Genomic DNA, 16,906 nt, shown 5'->3' with positions numbered 1-16,906 from the left:
GTCACAACCGCAGCGGTCCACACCACATAGAACAAGCAAGTTTTCGGTAGGTCCGAATTCGCAAAATCCAATTGAACTGTGATGTAGGGAGAAACATGGAACAGGCAATTCAGGCAGCAGCAGATCAACTTCAGCAAGACTGGAACAACAACCCTCGCTGGTCGAATATCACCCGTGACTACAGCGCAGAGGAAGTTGTTCGTCTGCGTGGCCGTGTACAAGAAGAACACACCCTGGCCCGCCGCGGTGCAGAAAAACTCTGGTACCAGCTCACTGCTGAACACCAAACCGGCGAATTCACCAATGCGCTAGGAGCCATGACCGGCGGACAAGCCGTCCAGCAGGTCAAAGCCGGTCTGCGTGCGATCTATCTCTCCGGTTGGCAGGTTGCCGCAGATGCAAACCTCGCCGGTCATACCTATCCGGATCAGTCCCTGTACCCCGCAAACTCCGTCCCGCAGGTAGTCCGCCGTATCAACAACGCTCTGATGCGTGCCGACCAGATCGAATGGGCCGAAGGTGTCCAGTCTGTCGAAGACTACTTAGTCCCAATCATCGCCGACGCGGAAGCAGGCTTCGGTGGGCCACTGAACGCCTACGAATTGATGAAATCAATGATCGGTGCCGGTGCTGCGGGCGTCCACTGGGAAGATCAGGTCGCATCCGAGAAGAAATGTGGCCACCTCGGAGGAAAGGTCCTCATCCCAACCTCCCACCACGTTCGCACGCTGAACGCGGCACGCCTTGCAGCAGACGTTGCCGGCACCCCATCGCTCATCGTTGCACGAACCGATGCTGAGGCAGCGACCCTCCTGCAATCCGATATCGATGAACGTGACCACCAGTTCTTGACCGGTGAGCGTTCTTCCGAAGGCTTCTACTACATCAAGAATGGTCTGGAACCATCGATTGCACGCGCCAAAGCCTACGCTCCATACTCCGACCTGCTGTGGATGGAAACTTCCACACCGGATCTGGACGTGGCCCGCCAGTTCGCCGAAGCTGTCAAGGCTGAATTCCCAGACCAGATGCTGGCCTACAACTGCTCACCATCATTCAACTGGAAAGCCAACCTGGATGACGCAACCATCGCGAAGTTCCAGCGCGAGCTGGCTGCCATGGGTTACACCTTCCAGTTCATTACCCTGGCTGGCTTCCACTCGCTGAACTACTCGATGTTCAACCTCGCCAAAGGCTACGCCGAACGTCAGATGTCAGCCTTCGTTGAACTGCAGCAGGCCGAGTTCGCCGCAGAAAAGGACGGCTTCACGGCTACACGTCACCAGCGCGAAGTGGGCACTAGCTACTTCGACCGCATCTCAACCACAGTAAATCCAGAATCTTCCACCACCGCTTGGGCCAACTCGACCGAAGCACAGCAGTTCTAGTTTGAACTGCTACACCAGATAGGAGCACCCGCCATGGCATCATCAACTATCCAGCACACAACGCCTGAAGGCATCACGGTGACCGTGTTCGGTGAACTCGATGCACGGCAGCGTGAAGTTCTCACCGAAGAAGCCCTCAACTTTCTGGGCTACCTGCACACCAAACAAAACACCAAGCGTCTCGATCTACTTGCAGCACGTCAGGACGCTCGGGCTCGGGTTGCAGCCGGCGAGCAACTGGACTTTGAAAAGTCCACCCGCACCATCCGTGAAGATGATTCATGGCGGGTCGCTCCCCTGGCCCCCGGTCTCAAAGACCGTCGCGTGGAGATTACCGGGCCGGTGGATCGGAAAATGACTATTAACGCGTTGAATTCGGGGGCCAAAGGCTGGCTAGCCGACTTCGAAGATGCGTCATCGCCGTACTGGATCAACATGATCAACGGTCAGGTCAACCTGTACGATGCAATTCGGCAAGAGATCGACTTTACGTCGGAGCAGGGCAAGACTTACCGCTTGAAGAAGCCAGCCCTGGCGCAGATGCCCACAATCAACGTTCGTCCACGTGGTCTGCACCTGGAAGAATCCCACATCGAGGTTAACGGCGAACCGCTTTCCGGCTCGCTGATGGACTTCGGCCTGTACTTCTTCCATAACGCCGAGAAGCTCGTCGAACTCGGTCGAGGCCCCTACTACTACCTGCCAAAACTCGAGCACCATCTCGAAGCCCGCTGGTGGAACTGTGTTTTCAATAAAGCACAGGACTACCTGGGCATCCCACAGGGCACCATCCGTGCAACTGTGCTGATTGAAACAATCACCGCGGCATTCCAGATGGAAGAGATCCTGTACCAGCTTCGCGACCACGCTGCCGGTTTGAACGCCGGCCGCTGGGACTACATCTTCTCAATCATCAAAACCTACCGCGACTCCGGAGCAGAATACGTGCTACCAGATCGTGCCGAAGTTTCGATGACCCAACCGATGATGCGTGCTTACACAGACCTGCTGGTTCGCACCTGCCACAAGCGCGGCGCCTCAGCAATCGGCGGTATGGCTGCCTTCATTCCTGAGTCGTCGAATCCGGAACGCACTAAAGAAGCTTTGCGGAAGGTTCGTGAAGACAAGACCCGTGAAGCCAACGACGGTTTCGATGGTTCCTGGGTCGCCCACCCAGGGCTGGTGCCAACTTGCATGGGAGTATTTGACGAACTGCTCCTGGACGCACCACACCAGATCCGGACAAATAAACGAGAAGACGTCATACCTTCTGCAAGCGCGCTCATCAATGTGCAGGCCACCACCGGTTCGATCACCGAGGCTGGCCTGGAGACCAATATTGAAGTCGGCATCCGCTACATGGATGCTTGGCTCAATGGCTCGGGCGCTGCAGCGATCAATGGGCTAATGGAAGATGCTGCCACCGCAGAAATCTCCCGCTCTCAGATCTGGCAGTGGATCAACGCTGGGTCCGAAGCTAGTCGTGACGATGGTTCCACCAAAGTCATCACAAACGAATGGGTGGGCCAGAAGATCGAAGAGGTCTTTGCCACGCTTACCCGGTACGACGGTGATCGTTTAGATCATGCCAAAGAGTTATTCGCCGAATCCGCACTGTCGGAAGATTTTGAGGACTTCCTGACATTGCCGGCCTACGACCGCTACCTATCTGTTAACGCAAAGGTTAGCGCCTAACACTTCCTCTTGTGCTCACAGTTCGTGGGGTCTCACCGTGCTACCGGTGAGACCCCACAACACTTTAAGGAGTATGTTGTCGCGGATCGCTGCTTATGCATTCCTGCGGCGCACCCGCCAAGTCAACGCGATGCTCAAGACGGTCATAGCGGCGACGGTAAGCCAGATAGCGGCGATGCCAAACTGCAGGTAGCTCCAACCACCAATCAGTGAGCCAACCGCAATCGCTCCCCAGAGCACAAGGTAACGCAAGAACCGAAATAGATAGACCGACGACTGTAAAGCCATGGCAGAGGCAAGAGCCTGACCCATTTTCACGAGCGTGCCAGTCATATATGTGAGCCCCACAGTGACTTCACCGCGCCGAGTGAATGTGCCGTTGATAGCACCCGTTGCAGCGGCCACGATGAATGATGCGGCGATGTCTAGTGGAGGGGTCACAGCAGTGATGCCGCCTAGCAGCATCAGCGCATAGGCCACCCATACTGCTGAACCATGCGGGGTCACCTGATCGGTTAGCAAGGACTCTGCTGGTGGGTGGAAACGTTTTGGCCCGAACCGCACGGCAAAGGATGCCAGCATGACTCCGACGATGAAGGCAACAATGAGTGATGACGCGGCCAGCCACGCCAGATGATTCCCTTGAGATAGCTCGGCCGCGGCCCGGGTCGAGTTCCCAGACATAAACGATACGAAGTAACCGCCCAGATGGATGAAGAAAAGACCATCAACAAATCCTGCGTTTGCAGTCAGTCCTACTGCCAGCAGGTGCTGCCGCGTTGAAAGCGAAGCCGCCAAAGAGTCCCTTTCTCGATGTAGCCAACAGTTCCATTATGGTCGACTGCTCCGCCATAGTGCTTGTTGTTCATAGATAACAAGCGCAGGGGCTGCAGTTTTTTGTGCATTAAAGCACCGCTGGCTTCCACTTGTGAGCGGAAGCCAGCGGCTGTTAGCAAGTTGAGGTTTGACTAGTTTGTCAGACCATCAACGTATTCTTGGTTCTCTGCAACCCATTCCTCGATGATTGGACGGTAGTCGTCCGTATCTGGGTTCTCATTGAACATCACATTTTCAAGCGAGTACAGCGTCTCGGAGTCCATTTCGAAGTTTTCGAGCCAGCCAACGACGTCGGCGTTGGCTTCATCTTCGGCCCACTCGGCATTCGCATAGGTGTGAATGCTCTCGGTGCCACCAAGTGCGCCCTCTGGGTCCTCAAGGTCCTTGATTGGGTAGGCATCGTAAGCCCAGTGTGGACGCCACAACGTGACGACGATGTTATCGCCGGCCTCAGTGGCTGTTTCTAATTCCTGCAACATTGCTGGCGTGCTGGAAGTGGTGTACTCCATATCTTCCAGACCATAGGTTGGAATGACTTCTTCCTCTGTGGTCTGTGTGAGGCCCGCGCCTGGGTCGATACCAACGATTTCGTTGTTGAACTCATCAGCATTTTCTGCGAGTTCATCAAGTGAATCAATTGGGGCGTCCTCGTTCACTGCAAGGTGCAACGAAGACTCATCGTTCCATACGCCAAGGTCAGTGATGTCCCCACTGTATTCCTCAACGTAATCAGCGTGGGTGACTGGCAACCAGGTATCGAGCGTGAAGTTGTAGTCGTTGGTCGATACCCCCGAATACACTGGAGCTGGGTCCGCGTATTCGAGAGTAACGTCGTAGCCTTCTTCCTCGAGGATATAAGACCACAGCTCGGAGGCTGCGACGCCCTCTTCCCAGCCGTTGAACACACCGATGGTAATTTCGCCACCGGAAGCTTCACCGTTGCCGCCCTCGTCAGACCCGTCGTCGCCACAGGCGGTCAGTGCTAGAGCAGCTACAGACAAGGCTGCTGCTGGTTTAAAGAATCGTGATTTCACGGTTAACATCTTCCCTTCGGTTTTGTGAGTATGAGAATTTGTTCAGTCATTAGGTACCTGCGAGTTAGGTCTTTGCCTGAATCGAGGTGAGTCGATCAAGGTACATCGCCAAAATGACGACGGCCAGCCCGGATTCAAAACCTAGGCCTGCGTTAATTCGGTTCAGCGATGCAACAACTTCACCACCGAGGCCGCCTGCGCCGACCATACCGGCGATCACGACCATGGACAGCGAGAGCATAATGACCTGGTTTACACCGGCCATGATGGTTGGCATAGCCAACGGCAACTGAATCTGACGCAGGATCTTGCCAGGAGGAGAGCCGAAGGCTTTACCGGCTTCGACAACCTCTGAGTCAACTCCGCGAATACCGAGTTCGGTAAAGCGGACGCCCGGAGCCATCGCAAAAATGACGGTAGCAACCATGCCGGGTACAACACCGACACGGAAAATAACGAGCGCCGGGATGAGGTAAACCATTGGAGGCATCGTCTGCATGAAGTCCATAATCGGACGCAAGATTTTCGAAGCGGTATAGGACTTAGCGCCCAAAATACCCAGCGGAATCGCAATAACGACTGCGATCAAGGTAGCGATGGTTACCAGGGAAAGCGTAGACATAGCGTTTTCCCATTGGTTCACACCAACAATGAGGATGAACCCGATAACGGTACCCAAGGCAAGTTGCCAACTCCGTAGCCACCAGCCAAGTCCAGCAAGTACGAGAGTGATGATCCACCATTCTGGTGTCATCAAAACCCAGAGCAAGAGCTCGTAGAGGTCCTCTAGAAAGTTGCGAATAACGGTGAAGAATCCACCAAGAGTGGCAAGGAGCCAATCGAGGATGACTTCGATCCAGTCACCTAATGGAATACGTGGTACTGGAATTTCCATTTAGTTTGCCGCCTTTGCACCATCGACGACGGTGGATTCTTGTGGTGTGAGCGCTTCGAGGAGCGTCGCTAGTCGGATGTAGCCGACACGGTCGCTGCCAGTTGCACTATCTACTGCCACTGGCCCCTGGGCTTCGAGCACCACGGGAACAATCTGTTGGATAGTTGCATCAGATTTGACGGACAACGATTTTCTGGCGAACGATGCACGGTCTTCTTCCGTCAGCTCGTTTTCTGGAACCATGACGCTTTCTGCTGTCAGTACCCGAGCGCGGTCAACGTCTGAGGTGAACGATGCAACGTAGTCGTCAGCAGGTTCGGACAAAATCTGTTCAGGAGTACCAATCTGCGCGATCTCGCCGTCTTTCATAACAGCAATACGGTCGCCCAAGAACATCGCTTCGTTGAGGTCGTGAGTAATAAAAATAATCGTTCGTCCGAGCCGGTCCTGAATTTGTTTCAGTTCTTCCTGCATCTCGCGACGAATGAGCGGATCGAGCGCCGAGAACGCTTCGTCCATCAACATGACGTCGGTATCTGCTGCCAGTGCGCGGGCCAGACCCACACGCTGGCGCATACCACCCGACAGCTCTGAAGGGTAGGAGTCTTCCCAACCCTTGAGTCCTACAGCTGCTAACACTTCACGGGCTTTTTCGTAGCGTTCTTGTTTTGCTACGCCCTGGGTTTCCAGACTGTATGCCGCGTTTTCAATGTTAGTCCAGTGCGGGAACAAGGCGAAGTGCTGGAACACCATCGAGATATGTTCGGACCGCAATGCACGAAGTTCTTTTGGAGAAAGCTTCGCTAAGTCTTGCCCTCGTACCTCGACGGTCCCTGTGGTTGCTGGCTGGAGTGCATTCAACGTACGAATCAAGGTTGATTTCCCTGACCCCGACAGTCCCATTACAACGAAGATTTCGCCGGGATAGACGTCGAAGGTTGCGTCGATAACCGCTGCAGTCCCTTGATTTTCTACGTCTTTTCGGGTGGCACCCGCCTGCATCTTCTCAGCGACAGCTTTGGGACGTCGACCAAAGATTTTATAGACATTCTCAACCCTGACGACGGGTTGGCCTGTGTTTGGTTCGCTCATGGTGCTTTGACCCACCGCCAATAATTCGCGGGTGAGCTCCTCCTCACGTCCTTTATACAACTTGCTAACAGAAACAAATATAGGTCGCGCTCAACTCATCAGCCCTGGATCACAGGGCGACAAGAAGCAAACGCAACCTCTAGATTTATAACGCTAACAAGATTGCCAGAACAATTACAGACTCCACTCAGACTGTTATCAGGCAGTGATTGTTTAAGTTGACAAGTACCGAAACGTGATTCGCGTGTCACGACACAAGTTTGTCATTGTGTGATCTACACCATAATATACTCACTGTCATGTGCCCCACCGGCTGTGTAGCAATACTTTTCACTCTGCCCGCACAGACGGCATGTGCCACACGGGCCACCTAGCACACGGTGTGCATTACCCTAGATCTCAATAAATTGCGTCAAACACAAGAGGGACCTTTACGCTTTCAGCGAAGTATGCTCCAGGGCTTTTACTCAATTAGTGACCTGACATCGATCCTTTCGAAGACGTGAGGCTGTCCCTTTTATTTGACTTTCACCCTTCTACCATAGTGGTCGAGCGCAGATAGGGCTATTTCGTTCAGGGTAAATATGCCGCACAATGAATGGACCTACCAAGCCCCAAGAGCGAGGGACAAAATGTCGAGAAGAACCACATGCGTGGTTGTCGGCGGCGGACCAGCTGGCATGATCGCCGGATTACTTTTGGCCCGTGCAGGAGTCGAAGTAACCGTACTGGAAAAGCACGCTGATTTCCTCCGCGATTTTCGTGGCGACACAGTACATCCCACGACGCTCGAACTGCTCGATGAACTAGGACTGATCGAGCAGTTCAATTCCCTTACACACACGAAAATTCACGGCCTCACCCTGCACGGTGAACAAGGCCCACCGGTACGCGTCGTCAACATCAGCGGGCTGAAGGTGAAATATCCATACGTAGCAATCACTCCGCAGTGGGAGTTTTTGAACCTGCTGGCCGAAGCGGGAACCGATGAACCAAATTTCCACCTTCTCATGGAAACAGAAGTCACAGCCCTCATCTGTCAAAACCAAAAAGTCGTGGGAGTCTCGTATATCAATGCCGGAATCCGACAGGAGCTCAAAGCTGACCTAACGATCGCAGCTGACGGCCGCTGGTCTGCATTGAGACGACAAGCACATCTGCCAATGAAGAGTTACAACGTACCCCTCGATCTGTGGTGGTTTCGCCTGGATACTTCCGAACCGGTGGGAGAAGCGATACTGCCAATATCCGCCTGCCACAAGCTGTTCATCATCATCCCTCGCAAGGGATATGCACAAATCGCGAATATTATTCGCAAGGGATCCGACGAGTTCCTCCGAGGCCAGGGTCTCCATCCGTTACGCACAGCCATCACCCGAGCGCTGCCGGTGCAATCGGCATCAGCCGCAGTAGATCTGACCTGGAACGAGGTCAAGTTGCTGGACATCAGGTTGAATCGGCTCACTCGATGGTACCGCGACGGTTTATTATGCATCGGCGACGCCGCCCATGCGATGTCACCGGTGGGTGGGGTGGGCGTTAATCTAGCGGCCCAGGATGGTGTGGCCGCTGCGCGACTACTCGCAAATCCCTTACTTGCTAGAAATGTTGCCACTTCGGATCTTGCTGCTGTGCAGCACCGGCGTGAATCCGCCGCAATCTTTATGGCCTGACCCCATTTACACAACGCTTACAACGCGCCATGCACCGACTTATTCATCAGGTGGTCCTCCGGGGCCGAGGGTTAGAAATTCCTCGCCCGATGCACACGGTGTTAGAGAACCTTCCTGTTGTAGCCAAGATTCCCGCCAAACTCCTCTTGTATGGGCGCAGACCAGAACATGCACCCGACTTTGCACGCCGAACGCCTAGCTCCCGCGTACAATAACGCACAGCCCTAATGGTTTCCGTCATTGTGCTGACAAAATGTCAGCACAACAAAAAACAACCCGCTCGATCCCAATGATCATGCGGGTTGTTTTGGCGGAGGATAGGGGATTTGAACCCCTGAGGGCTTTCACCCAACACGCGTTCCAGGCGTGCGCACTAGGCCGCTATGCGAATCCTCCTCAGAGCTTTGCAAAATACATAACCTTGCAAAGACCAGGTTTTAGCATAGCTCATTCGTTATCGAATAAGCAAAAGAGAGAGCTTGCTGCTAGTCGCAACCGTCGACATCGCAGGTTTCCCCATCGGCACCTAAGGTTTGCAGTGGTGCAGAGTTCAGCTCGTCCCAAACTTGTTGCAGTGCAGCACTAAATGTCTCGACCGACTGTGCTCCGGGAAGCGCATATTCCTCAGCCAGAACATACGTGGGCACAGCAGAGACGCCTAACTCTCGGGCCTGCGCAACATCTGCTTGGCCTTCAGCGTTGAATTCATCTGAATTCAACACTTCTCGGACTCGGTCTTCGGCAAGGCCAACCGAGATTGCAACTTGGACAAGTTGGTCGTGATCAGAGAGATCCAGGCCGTGGCTAAAGTGTCCAGCGAGGAGTTCGCGCTTGAGCTTTGGCGTGATCTTGGTTTCCGTAGCTTGAGCGTCCAGCGATTTTGCGAGGTGGAGCAAACGGTGAGCGGTCCAAGAGTTTGCGACCACAATGTCGTCCATCTGGAACTCCAGTCCAGCATCTTTGCCGTGCGAGGCAACGGTCTCGAACATTTGGTGCACCTGGTTCGAAGGCATGCCTTTCGTTTCGGCCAAGTACTGAACCTCGCTGCGCGGGTCGCGCTCCGGCAGGGTGGGATCTAACTGAAAGGTGCGATAGTGCACTTCTACAGAATCCTTGTGCGGGAAATCCGCGAGTGCTTTCTCGAAACGAGTAAGCCCGATGTAGCACCACGGGCACGCTATGTCAGACCAGATATCAATTCTCATAGCTGACACTTTGACAGGCGTAGTTACAGGTCGGCAAGACTGTTTCCCAAGAGCGTGGAATAACGACTATCGATCACCACTGGTGAACTTTTTGCCTCGAATTCGCTCTTTGACCACAAATTGGTAATATGGATCCCGGCCCCTCACGCGGTGCCATCTTACTCAACTCCCCCAGGGCAGGAATGCAGCAAGGGTCGGTAGGCTCTGGCAGGTGCGTGAGGGGTTCTTAGGTTAAGGCGGCTCAAGTACAGCTGGAGCCCCGCAAGAGTAGATTGATCATCACCGCAAAGCACCAGGCAACTGTCACTGCATCGGCACACACCGCATAAATATCGTGTCTTAACGACCAACCTATACGGCCGATGGGGCTAAACCACACCTAGCCTCTTGGGAAGCCGTGTGACTGGTGTTACTGTAGAAAAACCTAACACTCTACACCGAGGATCAAGATGAGCACTTTTGCGAAGAAAAAGTTTCCACTATTGGGGCGCCTCACGGCCATCGCTGCCGTATCTGGTCTTGCACTGACCGCTTGTGGCGACGACGTTGAGACCGCAGATACCGGGGATGGCGAAGGTGGCGGAACCATCAACATTGCGATCAATCACGGTTGGGAAGAAGGCATTGCCGTTGCCGAACTCTGGGCTCTCATTCTTGAAGACGAAGGCTACGACGTCAACAAGAACTATCTAGACCTTGCACCAAGTTTCTCTGCACTAACTACCGGTGACATGGACTTCAACATGAATATCTGGCAGCCGGTTACCCACGAGGAATACCTCGAAGAATACGGCGACGATCTAGAACAAGTTGGGGTATGGAATAGCGACGCCAACCAGGTAATTGCTGTCAACGAAGATGCTCCGGTCGACTCCCTCGACGAACTCGCCGAAAACGCTGACCTCTTCAACAGCGAACTTGTCGGGATTGAGCCAGGCGCAGGCCTGACTGAACGCACCGAGCAGTACGTCATCCCCGACTACGGCCTGGAAGATTGGGAATTCAACACCTCTTCCACACCGGCGATGCTGCAGGAAGTCTCCACTGCAACCGAAGCGGGTGAAAACATCGCTGTCACCCTGTGGATGCCACACTGGGCCTTCAACAGCTTCCCTATCAAACCACTGGAAGACCCTGAAGAGTCTCTTGGCCAAGAAGAAAACATGACCATTTATGCTCGCTCTGGTTTCTCTGACGATCAGCCTGAAGTCTTCGAATGGCTGTCCGACTTCGAAATTGAGACCGAACGACTGCAGGACCTTGAAGTCGTACTGTTCGAAGAAGAAGTAGAACAGGACGATTATCCAGAGGTCATCCGCGAGTGGATGGAAGAAAACCAGGACTGGGTCGACTCCCTCACGTCCTAATTCACTCGAATTACACGACCTGGCAGGCGTCGTCGAAGGAGAGCCGGCCGGCACGTGGACGTACCGCATCAGTATCACCGTCATTTGGCTCCCAGCCAACATTGATGATGACCGCGGTTCTCCACCCGTTGTCGGCATGGAACTCCTCGTCGACGCCTGCGGCGTTAAAACCGGTCATCGGTCCAACATGTAGACCATGCGCTCGGAGTGCAACAAGCAGATACCCGATTTGTAAGTGGCTGGAAACCTTTGCCATGTTCTCTCGAACGGCCAGATCCGGCTCCAGCTTTTCTCGGGCGCCCTGACGCTGCGGAGCTAAATGAGGCAAATGCTCGTGCCAATTCGGATCCCATGCGGCGATGATCGTCAATGGGGCTGCCAACGTTTTGTCACGATTGCCGGGTTTCATGTGCGGACCAAGCCGCTGTTTTGCGTCTGGGGTGTGCACCACGGTCAACCGCATAGGCTGCGAATTCATAGCGGTTGGCGCCCACCGAGCATCTTCATATGCCTGAGCAATCAGTGCAGGATCAACGGCCCCGTCAGAAAACGTGTTGGTCGTGTGAGCATTGACAAAGATCGCATCGAGCAGTTCGCGCGTTGAAATCGAGAGGTCTGTGGAACCAGTTTCGGGCATAAGTTTCCTTTCGTGGGTCACCGGATTAAAGTCTAGACTGAGATTTCTGCCAGCAAATCGTACTGGTTACCACCATGACGCCAGCAAGCTAGGGTATTGAGAGTGACCACCGCTTTATATCGCCGTTACCGTCCGGATTCGTTTGAACAAGTCATCGGTCAAGAGCACGTGACCGTGCCGCTGGCCAATGCTATCGACAAACACCGGATCAATCACGCCTACCTGTTTTCCGGTCCGCGCGGCTGCGGAAAGACCACGTCGGCTCGCATTTTGGCGCGCTGTCTAAACTGCGTCCAAGGGCCAACGGCAACACCATGTGGTGAGTGCGATTCGTGCACAGATTTAGCCACCGGCGGGCCCGGTTCACTGGATGTCATCGAAATTGACGCCGCGTCCCACGGTGGTGTGGACGACGCCCGCGATCTGCGCGAGCGCGCCACGTTTGCCCCGACTCGCGACCGGTACAAAGTCTTCATCATTGACGAAGCGCACATGGTGACACCGGCTGGCTTTAATGCCTTGTTGAAGATCGTTGAAGAACCTCCCGAGCACATCAAGTTTATTTTTGCGACAACCGAGCCGGATAAGGTTATCGGCACCATTCGCTCGCGAACCCACCACTACCCGTTCCGGCTGGTCCCGCCAGAACCGTTAATGCAGTATCTGGAAACGCTGGCCAACTACGAGCAGATCCCTATCGCTCCGGGTGTTTTGTCACTGGTCATTCGTGCCGGTGGCGGTTCGGTGCGTGACACCCTGTCGGTATTGGACCAGCTCCTCGCAGGGGCGACGCAAGAAGGCGTCAGCTACGATCTGGCCGTCAATCTACTCGGCTTCACGCCTGAAAATTTACTAGACGACGTCGTCAACGCCTTGGCCGCTGAGGACTCCCCCACTGTGTTCCGGGTAGTGGACCAAGTTGTCCAGTCTGGCCAAGATCCAGAACGTTTTGTCCAAGACCTCCTGGAGCGTTTCCGTGATGTGGTCATTGTCCGTGCGGCCCCGGACCAAGCCTCGGGGATTCTGCACGGCATGCCCGAAGATCAGCTGCGTCGGTTAGAAGCTCAAGCACAGCAACTTGGGGCCGCCGAGGTATCGCGAGCCGCCGACATCACAGCCGCTGCCCTAACGCAGATGAACGGTGCGACATCCCCGCGTCTTCACCTGGAATTATTGATGGCACGGCTCATGTTGCCTGCTACCGATGAAACTGAGCGCGGCTTAGCCGCGCGTATCGATCGTCTCGAACGGCGGTTCGAATACGGTGGCGCGCCAGAAACGCCTGCTGGTAGTCCACCTCCGCGCCAAACCGCACCGGAGCCCGCAGTCCCTGTCGAAGAGACTGGTTTATCCGGGGCCGCAGCTGCTCGGGCAGCGCTACTTCGTGAACGCCAGGCTGAAGCAGCAAACGAGGAACAGCCACCTGCTGAACCACAGCGTCCAGTTGCCCAGCCGGAACCTGCGCTACGTCAGGAACCTCGCCAGGAACCACAGGCCCGGCCTGAACCGACGCTGGAGCCACAACAACCCGAACCAGCCCGCGAACAACCGGCACAACCTGCACAAGCACCTCAGACTCCGCAACAGGCTGAGCCAGAACATGAGCAGCAGGCTCCGCCTCAGCAACCTGAACCACAGCAGCCCGCCGCACCGTCAACGCCGGAACATCCTGCCGAGCAACATCCCGCTCAGCAACCGTCACAGGTTGAAATGGTGCGCCGTGCGTGGCCAGAAGTCCTGGAGTTCTTGAAGAACGAGTCTCGCCTGATCTGGATGACGGTCAACGGCAATGCTCAGGTCGTGGGCTTTGATGGCAAATTGCTGACCATTGGCTTCGATAACGATGGCGCACGAAATACCGTGCAAATGCGCGGAGGCGCCAACCTACTCGCAGCAGGGTTCAACCACGTGTTGGGCATTCAACCGGAACTCGATCTCATCTCCGGCACCTCGGATGGTGGTTCCCCAAAAGGTCCTAGCCGCCCGGCTCGGCCACAGCCTCAGCCACCTCAACAGCGCCCGCAGGCTCAGCCAGAGCAACCGCCTGCTGCAGAACAGCAGCAGCCACAGAACCCGTCACAACCTACCCCTCCGGTAGCACCGCAGCATACGGCGAACCCGACCCCACAGGCATCGCCACAGTCCCCTCCTCAGCAACCACCACAACGACCCACACAACAGCCGGAGCAGCCGCCACAGTCCGCACCGCAGCAACCGTCCGCACCGCAGGGCGCTCCGAACCACCCGCAACCACCGGCCACCGGGGTTGCTGGTTGGGGCACCGGGCAGCCCGATCAGGCATGGGGCCAACCAGAGCCTGACTGGGGAGCACCAGACCCAAACTGGGGTCCACCTGACGACGATGACTGGATGCCGGATGAAGACCCGTGGCACAGCCCACCGCAAGACAATCCCGCAAGCCAGCAGCCTCCGCGTGATATGGAGCAACCACCGTCGCAGCAGTCTGCGCCACAGCAATCTGCCCCGGTAGAACCGCAAGCTTCTGTCGAACCTGAGATCGCGACCGGTCCCGACCCCGTCGCGTCTGATGGCTATGCCGGATTCATCCCGCGCAACGAGCCAACCGATGAGCCGGCCATCCCTGCGTTTGCCAAATCAGAAGCGGAACTGCGACAAGAGTTTCAGCGACGTTTCGGCGATGTCATTCCTGGAAGCTCCGGTGGTAACAAGCCGCAACAGGACAGTCCCAAACCGACCTCGGGTTCGCGCTTTGCCGACATGGTGGCGCAATACGGCGGTCAACCATCCTCCGGCTCCGAGTCTGAGACACCGGCCCAAGAAGAAAAAACCCCGGATGATGACGACGATGACTACGCCTCGGAAGACGACGAGATCATTGAAGACTCCGGGCTCGCTGGGCGCAGTGTCGTCGAGAATGTCCTCAACGCCCGTCTCGTCGAAGAACGCAACGCGGATGGCACACCCAAACTTTAAACCGTAACGAAAGAAAGGCACCAACGTGTACGACGGTGCAGTCCAAAGTCTTATCGATGAGCTGGGCAGGCTCCCGGGCATCGGCCCGAAATCTGCCCAGCGCATCGCTTTTCATATCCTCGAAGCATCCGAATCCGATATGATCGCGTTGGCCGATGCGATTACCGACGTCAAAACCAAAATCCGGCTGTGCGAAATTTGCTTCAACGTCTCCGAACATAAAGTTTGTGCTATCTGCCGAGACGAGCACCGCGACACCGGCCTGATGTGCGTTGTTGAAGAATCACAAGACGTCATCGCGATCGAACGCACCAGAACATACAACGGTCGTTATCACGTGCTCGGCGGTGCCATCAATCCCATCGGTGGGATCGGCCCCGATCAACTGCGTGTGCGAGAACTCTTGACCCGACTCCAAGATGAATCCATCTCAGAAGTCATTCTCGCGACCAACCCCAATCTTGAAGGCGAAGCCACCGCAACGTACCTGACCCGCATGCTGTCGCCGGTCGGGATCACCTTGTCACGGCTGGCGTCAGGCCTACCCGTGGGTGGGGATTTGGAATACGCGGATGAGGTCACGCTAGGCCGCGCGTTCGAGGGACGGCGCAAACTCGGCGAGACCCTATAGGGAAGCCGCTACACTTAACAGCATTCCAATTGTCTACCCGAGAGTACCTATGAGCCTGATCATCCAAAAATACGGCGGCTCCTCTGTGGCAGATGCTGCAGGAATTCAGCGCGTCGCCCGCCGTGTGGTCGCGACCCAGCGCGCTGGCCACCAAGTTGTTGTCGTTGTCTCCGCAATGGGCGACACAACCGATGACTTACTCGATCTGGCCGGCCAGATTACCGACGACGCACCAGCCCGTGAAATGGACATCCTCTTGTCGTCAGGTGAACGCATCTCCATGTCGTTATTAGCCATGGCGGTCGATGCCAGCGGTTCACGAGCACAATCTTTCACCGGTTCCCAGGCCGGAATGCTCACCGATGTGTACCACGGCCAAGCTCGCATCACCCGGGTCTCCCCCAACCGTATTCGCGAAGCAATCGACGCCGGCAACGTGGCAATCGTCGCAGGATTCCAAGGCATGTCCCCAGAATCCAAGGACATCACCACCATGGGTCGAGGCGGCTCCGACACCACCGCAGTTGCTCTAGCAGCTGCCCTAGACGCCGATGCATGTGAGATCTACACCGACGTCGACGGTATTTTCTCCGCCGACCCACGTGTCGTCCCCTCGGCTGCCAAAATTGATGAAATTTCGTCCGAGGAAATGCTCGAGCTGGCCGCATCCGGTTCAAAAATCCTCCACCTGCGTGCTGTGGAATACGCGCGTCGATTCGGCGTCAAACTCCACGTCCGTTCTTCCTTCACCGATCTCGAAGGCACCTGGGTTATCCCAGATGAAGATGACATCGTCCAACTACCAGAAGGCCAACCCATGGAACAGCCAATCGTCTCCGGTCTCGCACACGACACCTCCGAAGCAAAAGTCACCATCGTCGGTGTGCCAGACATTCCAGGCAAAGCCGCCGAAATCTTCCAGGTTATCGCCTCGGCGAACACCAACATTGACATGATTGTGCAAAACCCATCCCGTGCTGGTGCCGGCGCCACGGATATTTCCTTCACCGTGCCACTGGACCAGACCAAAGCAGCCATCGCGGCTCTGCGCGACGCACAGGCTGGCATTGGGTTCGAAGACATCGTCCACCAGCGAAACATCGGCAAGATCTCGCTGATCGGTGCTGGCATGCGCTCAAACCCAGGCGTATCTGCAACCTTCTTCGATGCTCTGCACCGCGCCGGTGCCAACATCGACCTGATCTCCACCTCCGAGATTCGCATCTCAGTTGTAACTGCTGAAGACAAACTCGCGGCAGCAGTCCAGGAGATCCACAACGCATTCGGTCTCGACGCCGATGAGGAAGCTGTTGTGCACGGCGGTACCGGCCGCTAAGCATCTTCCACTCGGTGCAATCAAAGCCACTGTAGGAATCCAGCTGGATTTCTACGGTGGCTTTTCATTTCACTACACAAACGCAAATATCAGCATCGTGTTCAAGTTGACAGATTAGGGTTGAGAGCTACCGGCAGTTCTGCCGTAGCAGTGGCGGGAAG

General features: G+C 55.6%; 13 protein-coding genes, 1 tRNA gene and 1 other RNA gene. 8 read left to right on the top strand and 7 right to left on the bottom strand.

Annotated elements, in window-relative coordinates; all coding sequences use genetic code 11:
• Positions 1-95: 95 nt before the first annotated feature.
• Together aceA and aceB are read left to right on the top strand one after the other, a co-directional pair.
• Entirely contained in the window at positions 96-1,388 is a 1,293-nt protein-coding gene (aceA, locus tag G583_RS0107145; RefSeq protein WP_022870503.1) for an isocitrate lyase, read from the top strand.
• 33 nt (positions 1,389-1,421) lie between these two features.
• On the top strand, positions 1,422-3,083 hold the full coding sequence (gene aceB / locus G583_RS0107140; protein WP_022870502.1) for a malate synthase A: 1,662 nt from the start codon (positions 1,422-1,424) through the stop codon (positions 3,081-3,083).
• 93 nt (positions 3,084-3,176) lie between these two features.
• Here aceB and G583_RS14910 read toward each other — a convergent pair whose 3' ends face one another.
• From G583_RS14910 to G583_RS14905, 4 genes are all read right to left on the bottom strand, one after another.
• Positions 3,177-3,881, bottom strand: a complete 705-nt coding sequence (locus G583_RS14910; protein WP_022870501.1) for a YoaK family protein — start codon at positions 3,879-3,881, stop codon at positions 3,177-3,179.
• Between the two features lie 170 nt (positions 3,882-4,051).
• Positions 4,052-4,963 carry a glycine betaine ABC transporter substrate-binding protein gene (locus G583_RS0107130; RefSeq protein WP_051129607.1) on the bottom strand — a complete coding sequence of 304 codons (912 nt, stop codon included), beginning with the start codon at positions 4,961-4,963 and terminating at the stop codon, positions 4,052-4,054.
• 55 nt (positions 4,964-5,018) lie between these two features.
• Complete coding sequence (locus G583_RS0107125) at positions 5,019-5,849, bottom strand: ABC transporter permease (protein WP_029629350.1); 831 nt, start codon at positions 5,847-5,849, stop codon at positions 5,019-5,021.
• Positions 5,850-6,941, bottom strand: coding sequence for a quaternary amine ABC transporter ATP-binding protein (locus tag G583_RS14905; protein WP_051129668.1), 1,092 nt, complete (start codon positions 6,939-6,941; stop codon positions 5,850-5,852).
• A gap of 632 nt (positions 6,942-7,573) precedes the next feature.
• Between G583_RS14905 and G583_RS14900 the strand changes: the two genes are divergently transcribed.
• Positions 7,574-8,614 (top strand): FAD-dependent oxidoreductase, encoded by a 1,041-nt coding sequence (locus G583_RS14900; RefSeq protein ID WP_211210738.1) that lies wholly within the window; start codon positions 7,574-7,576, stop codon positions 8,612-8,614.
• Between the two features lie 308 nt (positions 8,615-8,922).
• On the opposite strand, the gene G583_RS0107110 is transcribed toward G583_RS14900, so the two are convergent.
• Together G583_RS0107110 and G583_RS0107105 are read right to left on the bottom strand one after the other, a co-directional pair.
• Positions 8,923-9,010, bottom strand: a tRNA-Ser gene (locus tag G583_RS0107110).
• An 89-nt stretch (positions 9,011-9,099) separates the two neighbouring features.
• Positions 9,100-9,819, bottom strand: coding sequence for a DsbA family oxidoreductase (locus G583_RS0107105; RefSeq protein ID WP_022870499.1), 720 nt, complete (start codon positions 9,817-9,819; stop codon positions 9,100-9,102).
• Between the two features lie 134 nt (positions 9,820-9,953).
• On the opposite strand from G583_RS0107105, the gene ffs reads away from it, so the two are divergent.
• An RNA gene (gene ffs / locus G583_RS16585) (signal recognition particle sRNA small type) lies at positions 9,954-10,050 on the top strand.
• 218 nt (positions 10,051-10,268) lie between these two features.
• A complete protein-coding gene (locus tag G583_RS0107100; protein ID WP_022870498.1) occupies positions 10,269-11,186 on the top strand; it encodes a glycine betaine ABC transporter substrate-binding protein in 918 nt (305 codons plus the stop codon).
• Positions 11,187-11,196: 10 nt separating this feature from the next.
• Here the strand turns inward: G583_RS0107100 and G583_RS0107095 are convergent, their stop codons facing one another.
• On the bottom strand, positions 11,197-11,823 hold the full coding sequence (locus tag G583_RS0107095; RefSeq protein ID WP_022870497.1) for a malonic semialdehyde reductase: 627 nt from the start codon (positions 11,821-11,823) through the stop codon (positions 11,197-11,199).
• 102 nt (positions 11,824-11,925) lie between these two features.
• Between G583_RS0107095 and G583_RS0107090 the strand changes: the two genes are divergently transcribed.
• Genes G583_RS0107090 through G583_RS0107080 form a run of 3 tightly spaced genes read left to right on the top strand, consistent with a single transcriptional unit; the run spans position 11,926 to position 16,745 of the window.
• A complete protein-coding gene (locus G583_RS0107090; protein WP_022870496.1) occupies positions 11,926-14,778 on the top strand; it encodes a DNA polymerase III subunit gamma and tau in 2,853 nt (950 codons plus the stop codon).
• 25 nt (positions 14,779-14,803) lie between these two features.
• Positions 14,804-15,409, top strand: coding sequence for a recombination mediator RecR (gene recR, locus G583_RS0107085; protein ID WP_022870495.1), 606 nt, complete (start codon positions 14,804-14,806; stop codon positions 15,407-15,409).
• Between the two features lie 49 nt (positions 15,410-15,458).
• The gene (locus G583_RS0107080; RefSeq protein WP_022870494.1) at positions 15,459-16,745 is read left to right on the top strand and encodes an aspartate kinase; all 1,287 of its coding nucleotides are present in this window, start codon (positions 15,459-15,461) and stop codon (positions 16,743-16,745) included.
• Positions 16,746-16,906 lie beyond the last annotated feature (161 nt).

It is taken from the genome of Yaniella halotolerans DSM 15476 (genome assembly GCF_000420805.1).
GTDB classification, from domain to species: domain Bacteria; phylum Actinomycetota; class Actinomycetes; order Actinomycetales; family Micrococcaceae; genus Yaniella; species Yaniella halotolerans.
The sequence above is the reverse complement of the archived record's forward strand: the minus strand, read 5'-3'. Positions and strand labels throughout refer to the sequence as shown.

Excerpts from the sequence above, each read along its gene's own strand:
- aceA (WP_022870503.1), top strand. The coding sequence starts at position 96 with ATGGAACAGGCAATTCAGGCAGCAGCAGATCAACTTCAGCAAGACTGG.
- aceB (WP_022870502.1), top strand. The coding sequence starts at position 1,422 with ATGGCATCATCAACTATCCAGCACACAACGCCTGAAGGCATCACGGTG.
- G583_RS0107130 (WP_051129607.1), bottom strand. The coding sequence starts at position 4,963 with ATGTTAACCGTGAAATCACGATTCTTTAAACCAGCAGCAGCCTTGTCT.
- G583_RS0107125 (WP_029629350.1), bottom strand. The coding sequence starts at position 5,849 with ATGGAAATTCCAGTACCACGTATTCCATTAGGTGACTGGATCGAAGTC.
- G583_RS14905 (WP_051129668.1), bottom strand. The coding sequence starts at position 6,941 with ATGAGCGAACCAAACACAGGCCAACCCGTCGTCAGGGTTGAGAATGTC.
- G583_RS14900 (WP_211210738.1), top strand. The coding sequence starts at position 7,574 with ATGTCGAGAAGAACCACATGCGTGGTTGTCGGCGGCGGACCAGCTGGC.
- G583_RS0107105 (WP_022870499.1), bottom strand. The coding sequence starts at position 9,819 with ATGAGAATTGATATCTGGTCTGACATAGCGTGCCCGTGGTGCTACATC.
- G583_RS0107100 (WP_022870498.1), top strand. The coding sequence starts at position 10,269 with ATGAGCACTTTTGCGAAGAAAAAGTTTCCACTATTGGGGCGCCTCACG.
- G583_RS0107095 (WP_022870497.1), bottom strand. The coding sequence starts at position 11,823 with ATGCCCGAAACTGGTTCCACAGACCTCTCGATTTCAACGCGCGAACTG.
- G583_RS0107080 (WP_022870494.1), top strand. The coding sequence starts at position 15,459 with ATGAGCCTGATCATCCAAAAATACGGCGGCTCCTCTGTGGCAGATGCT.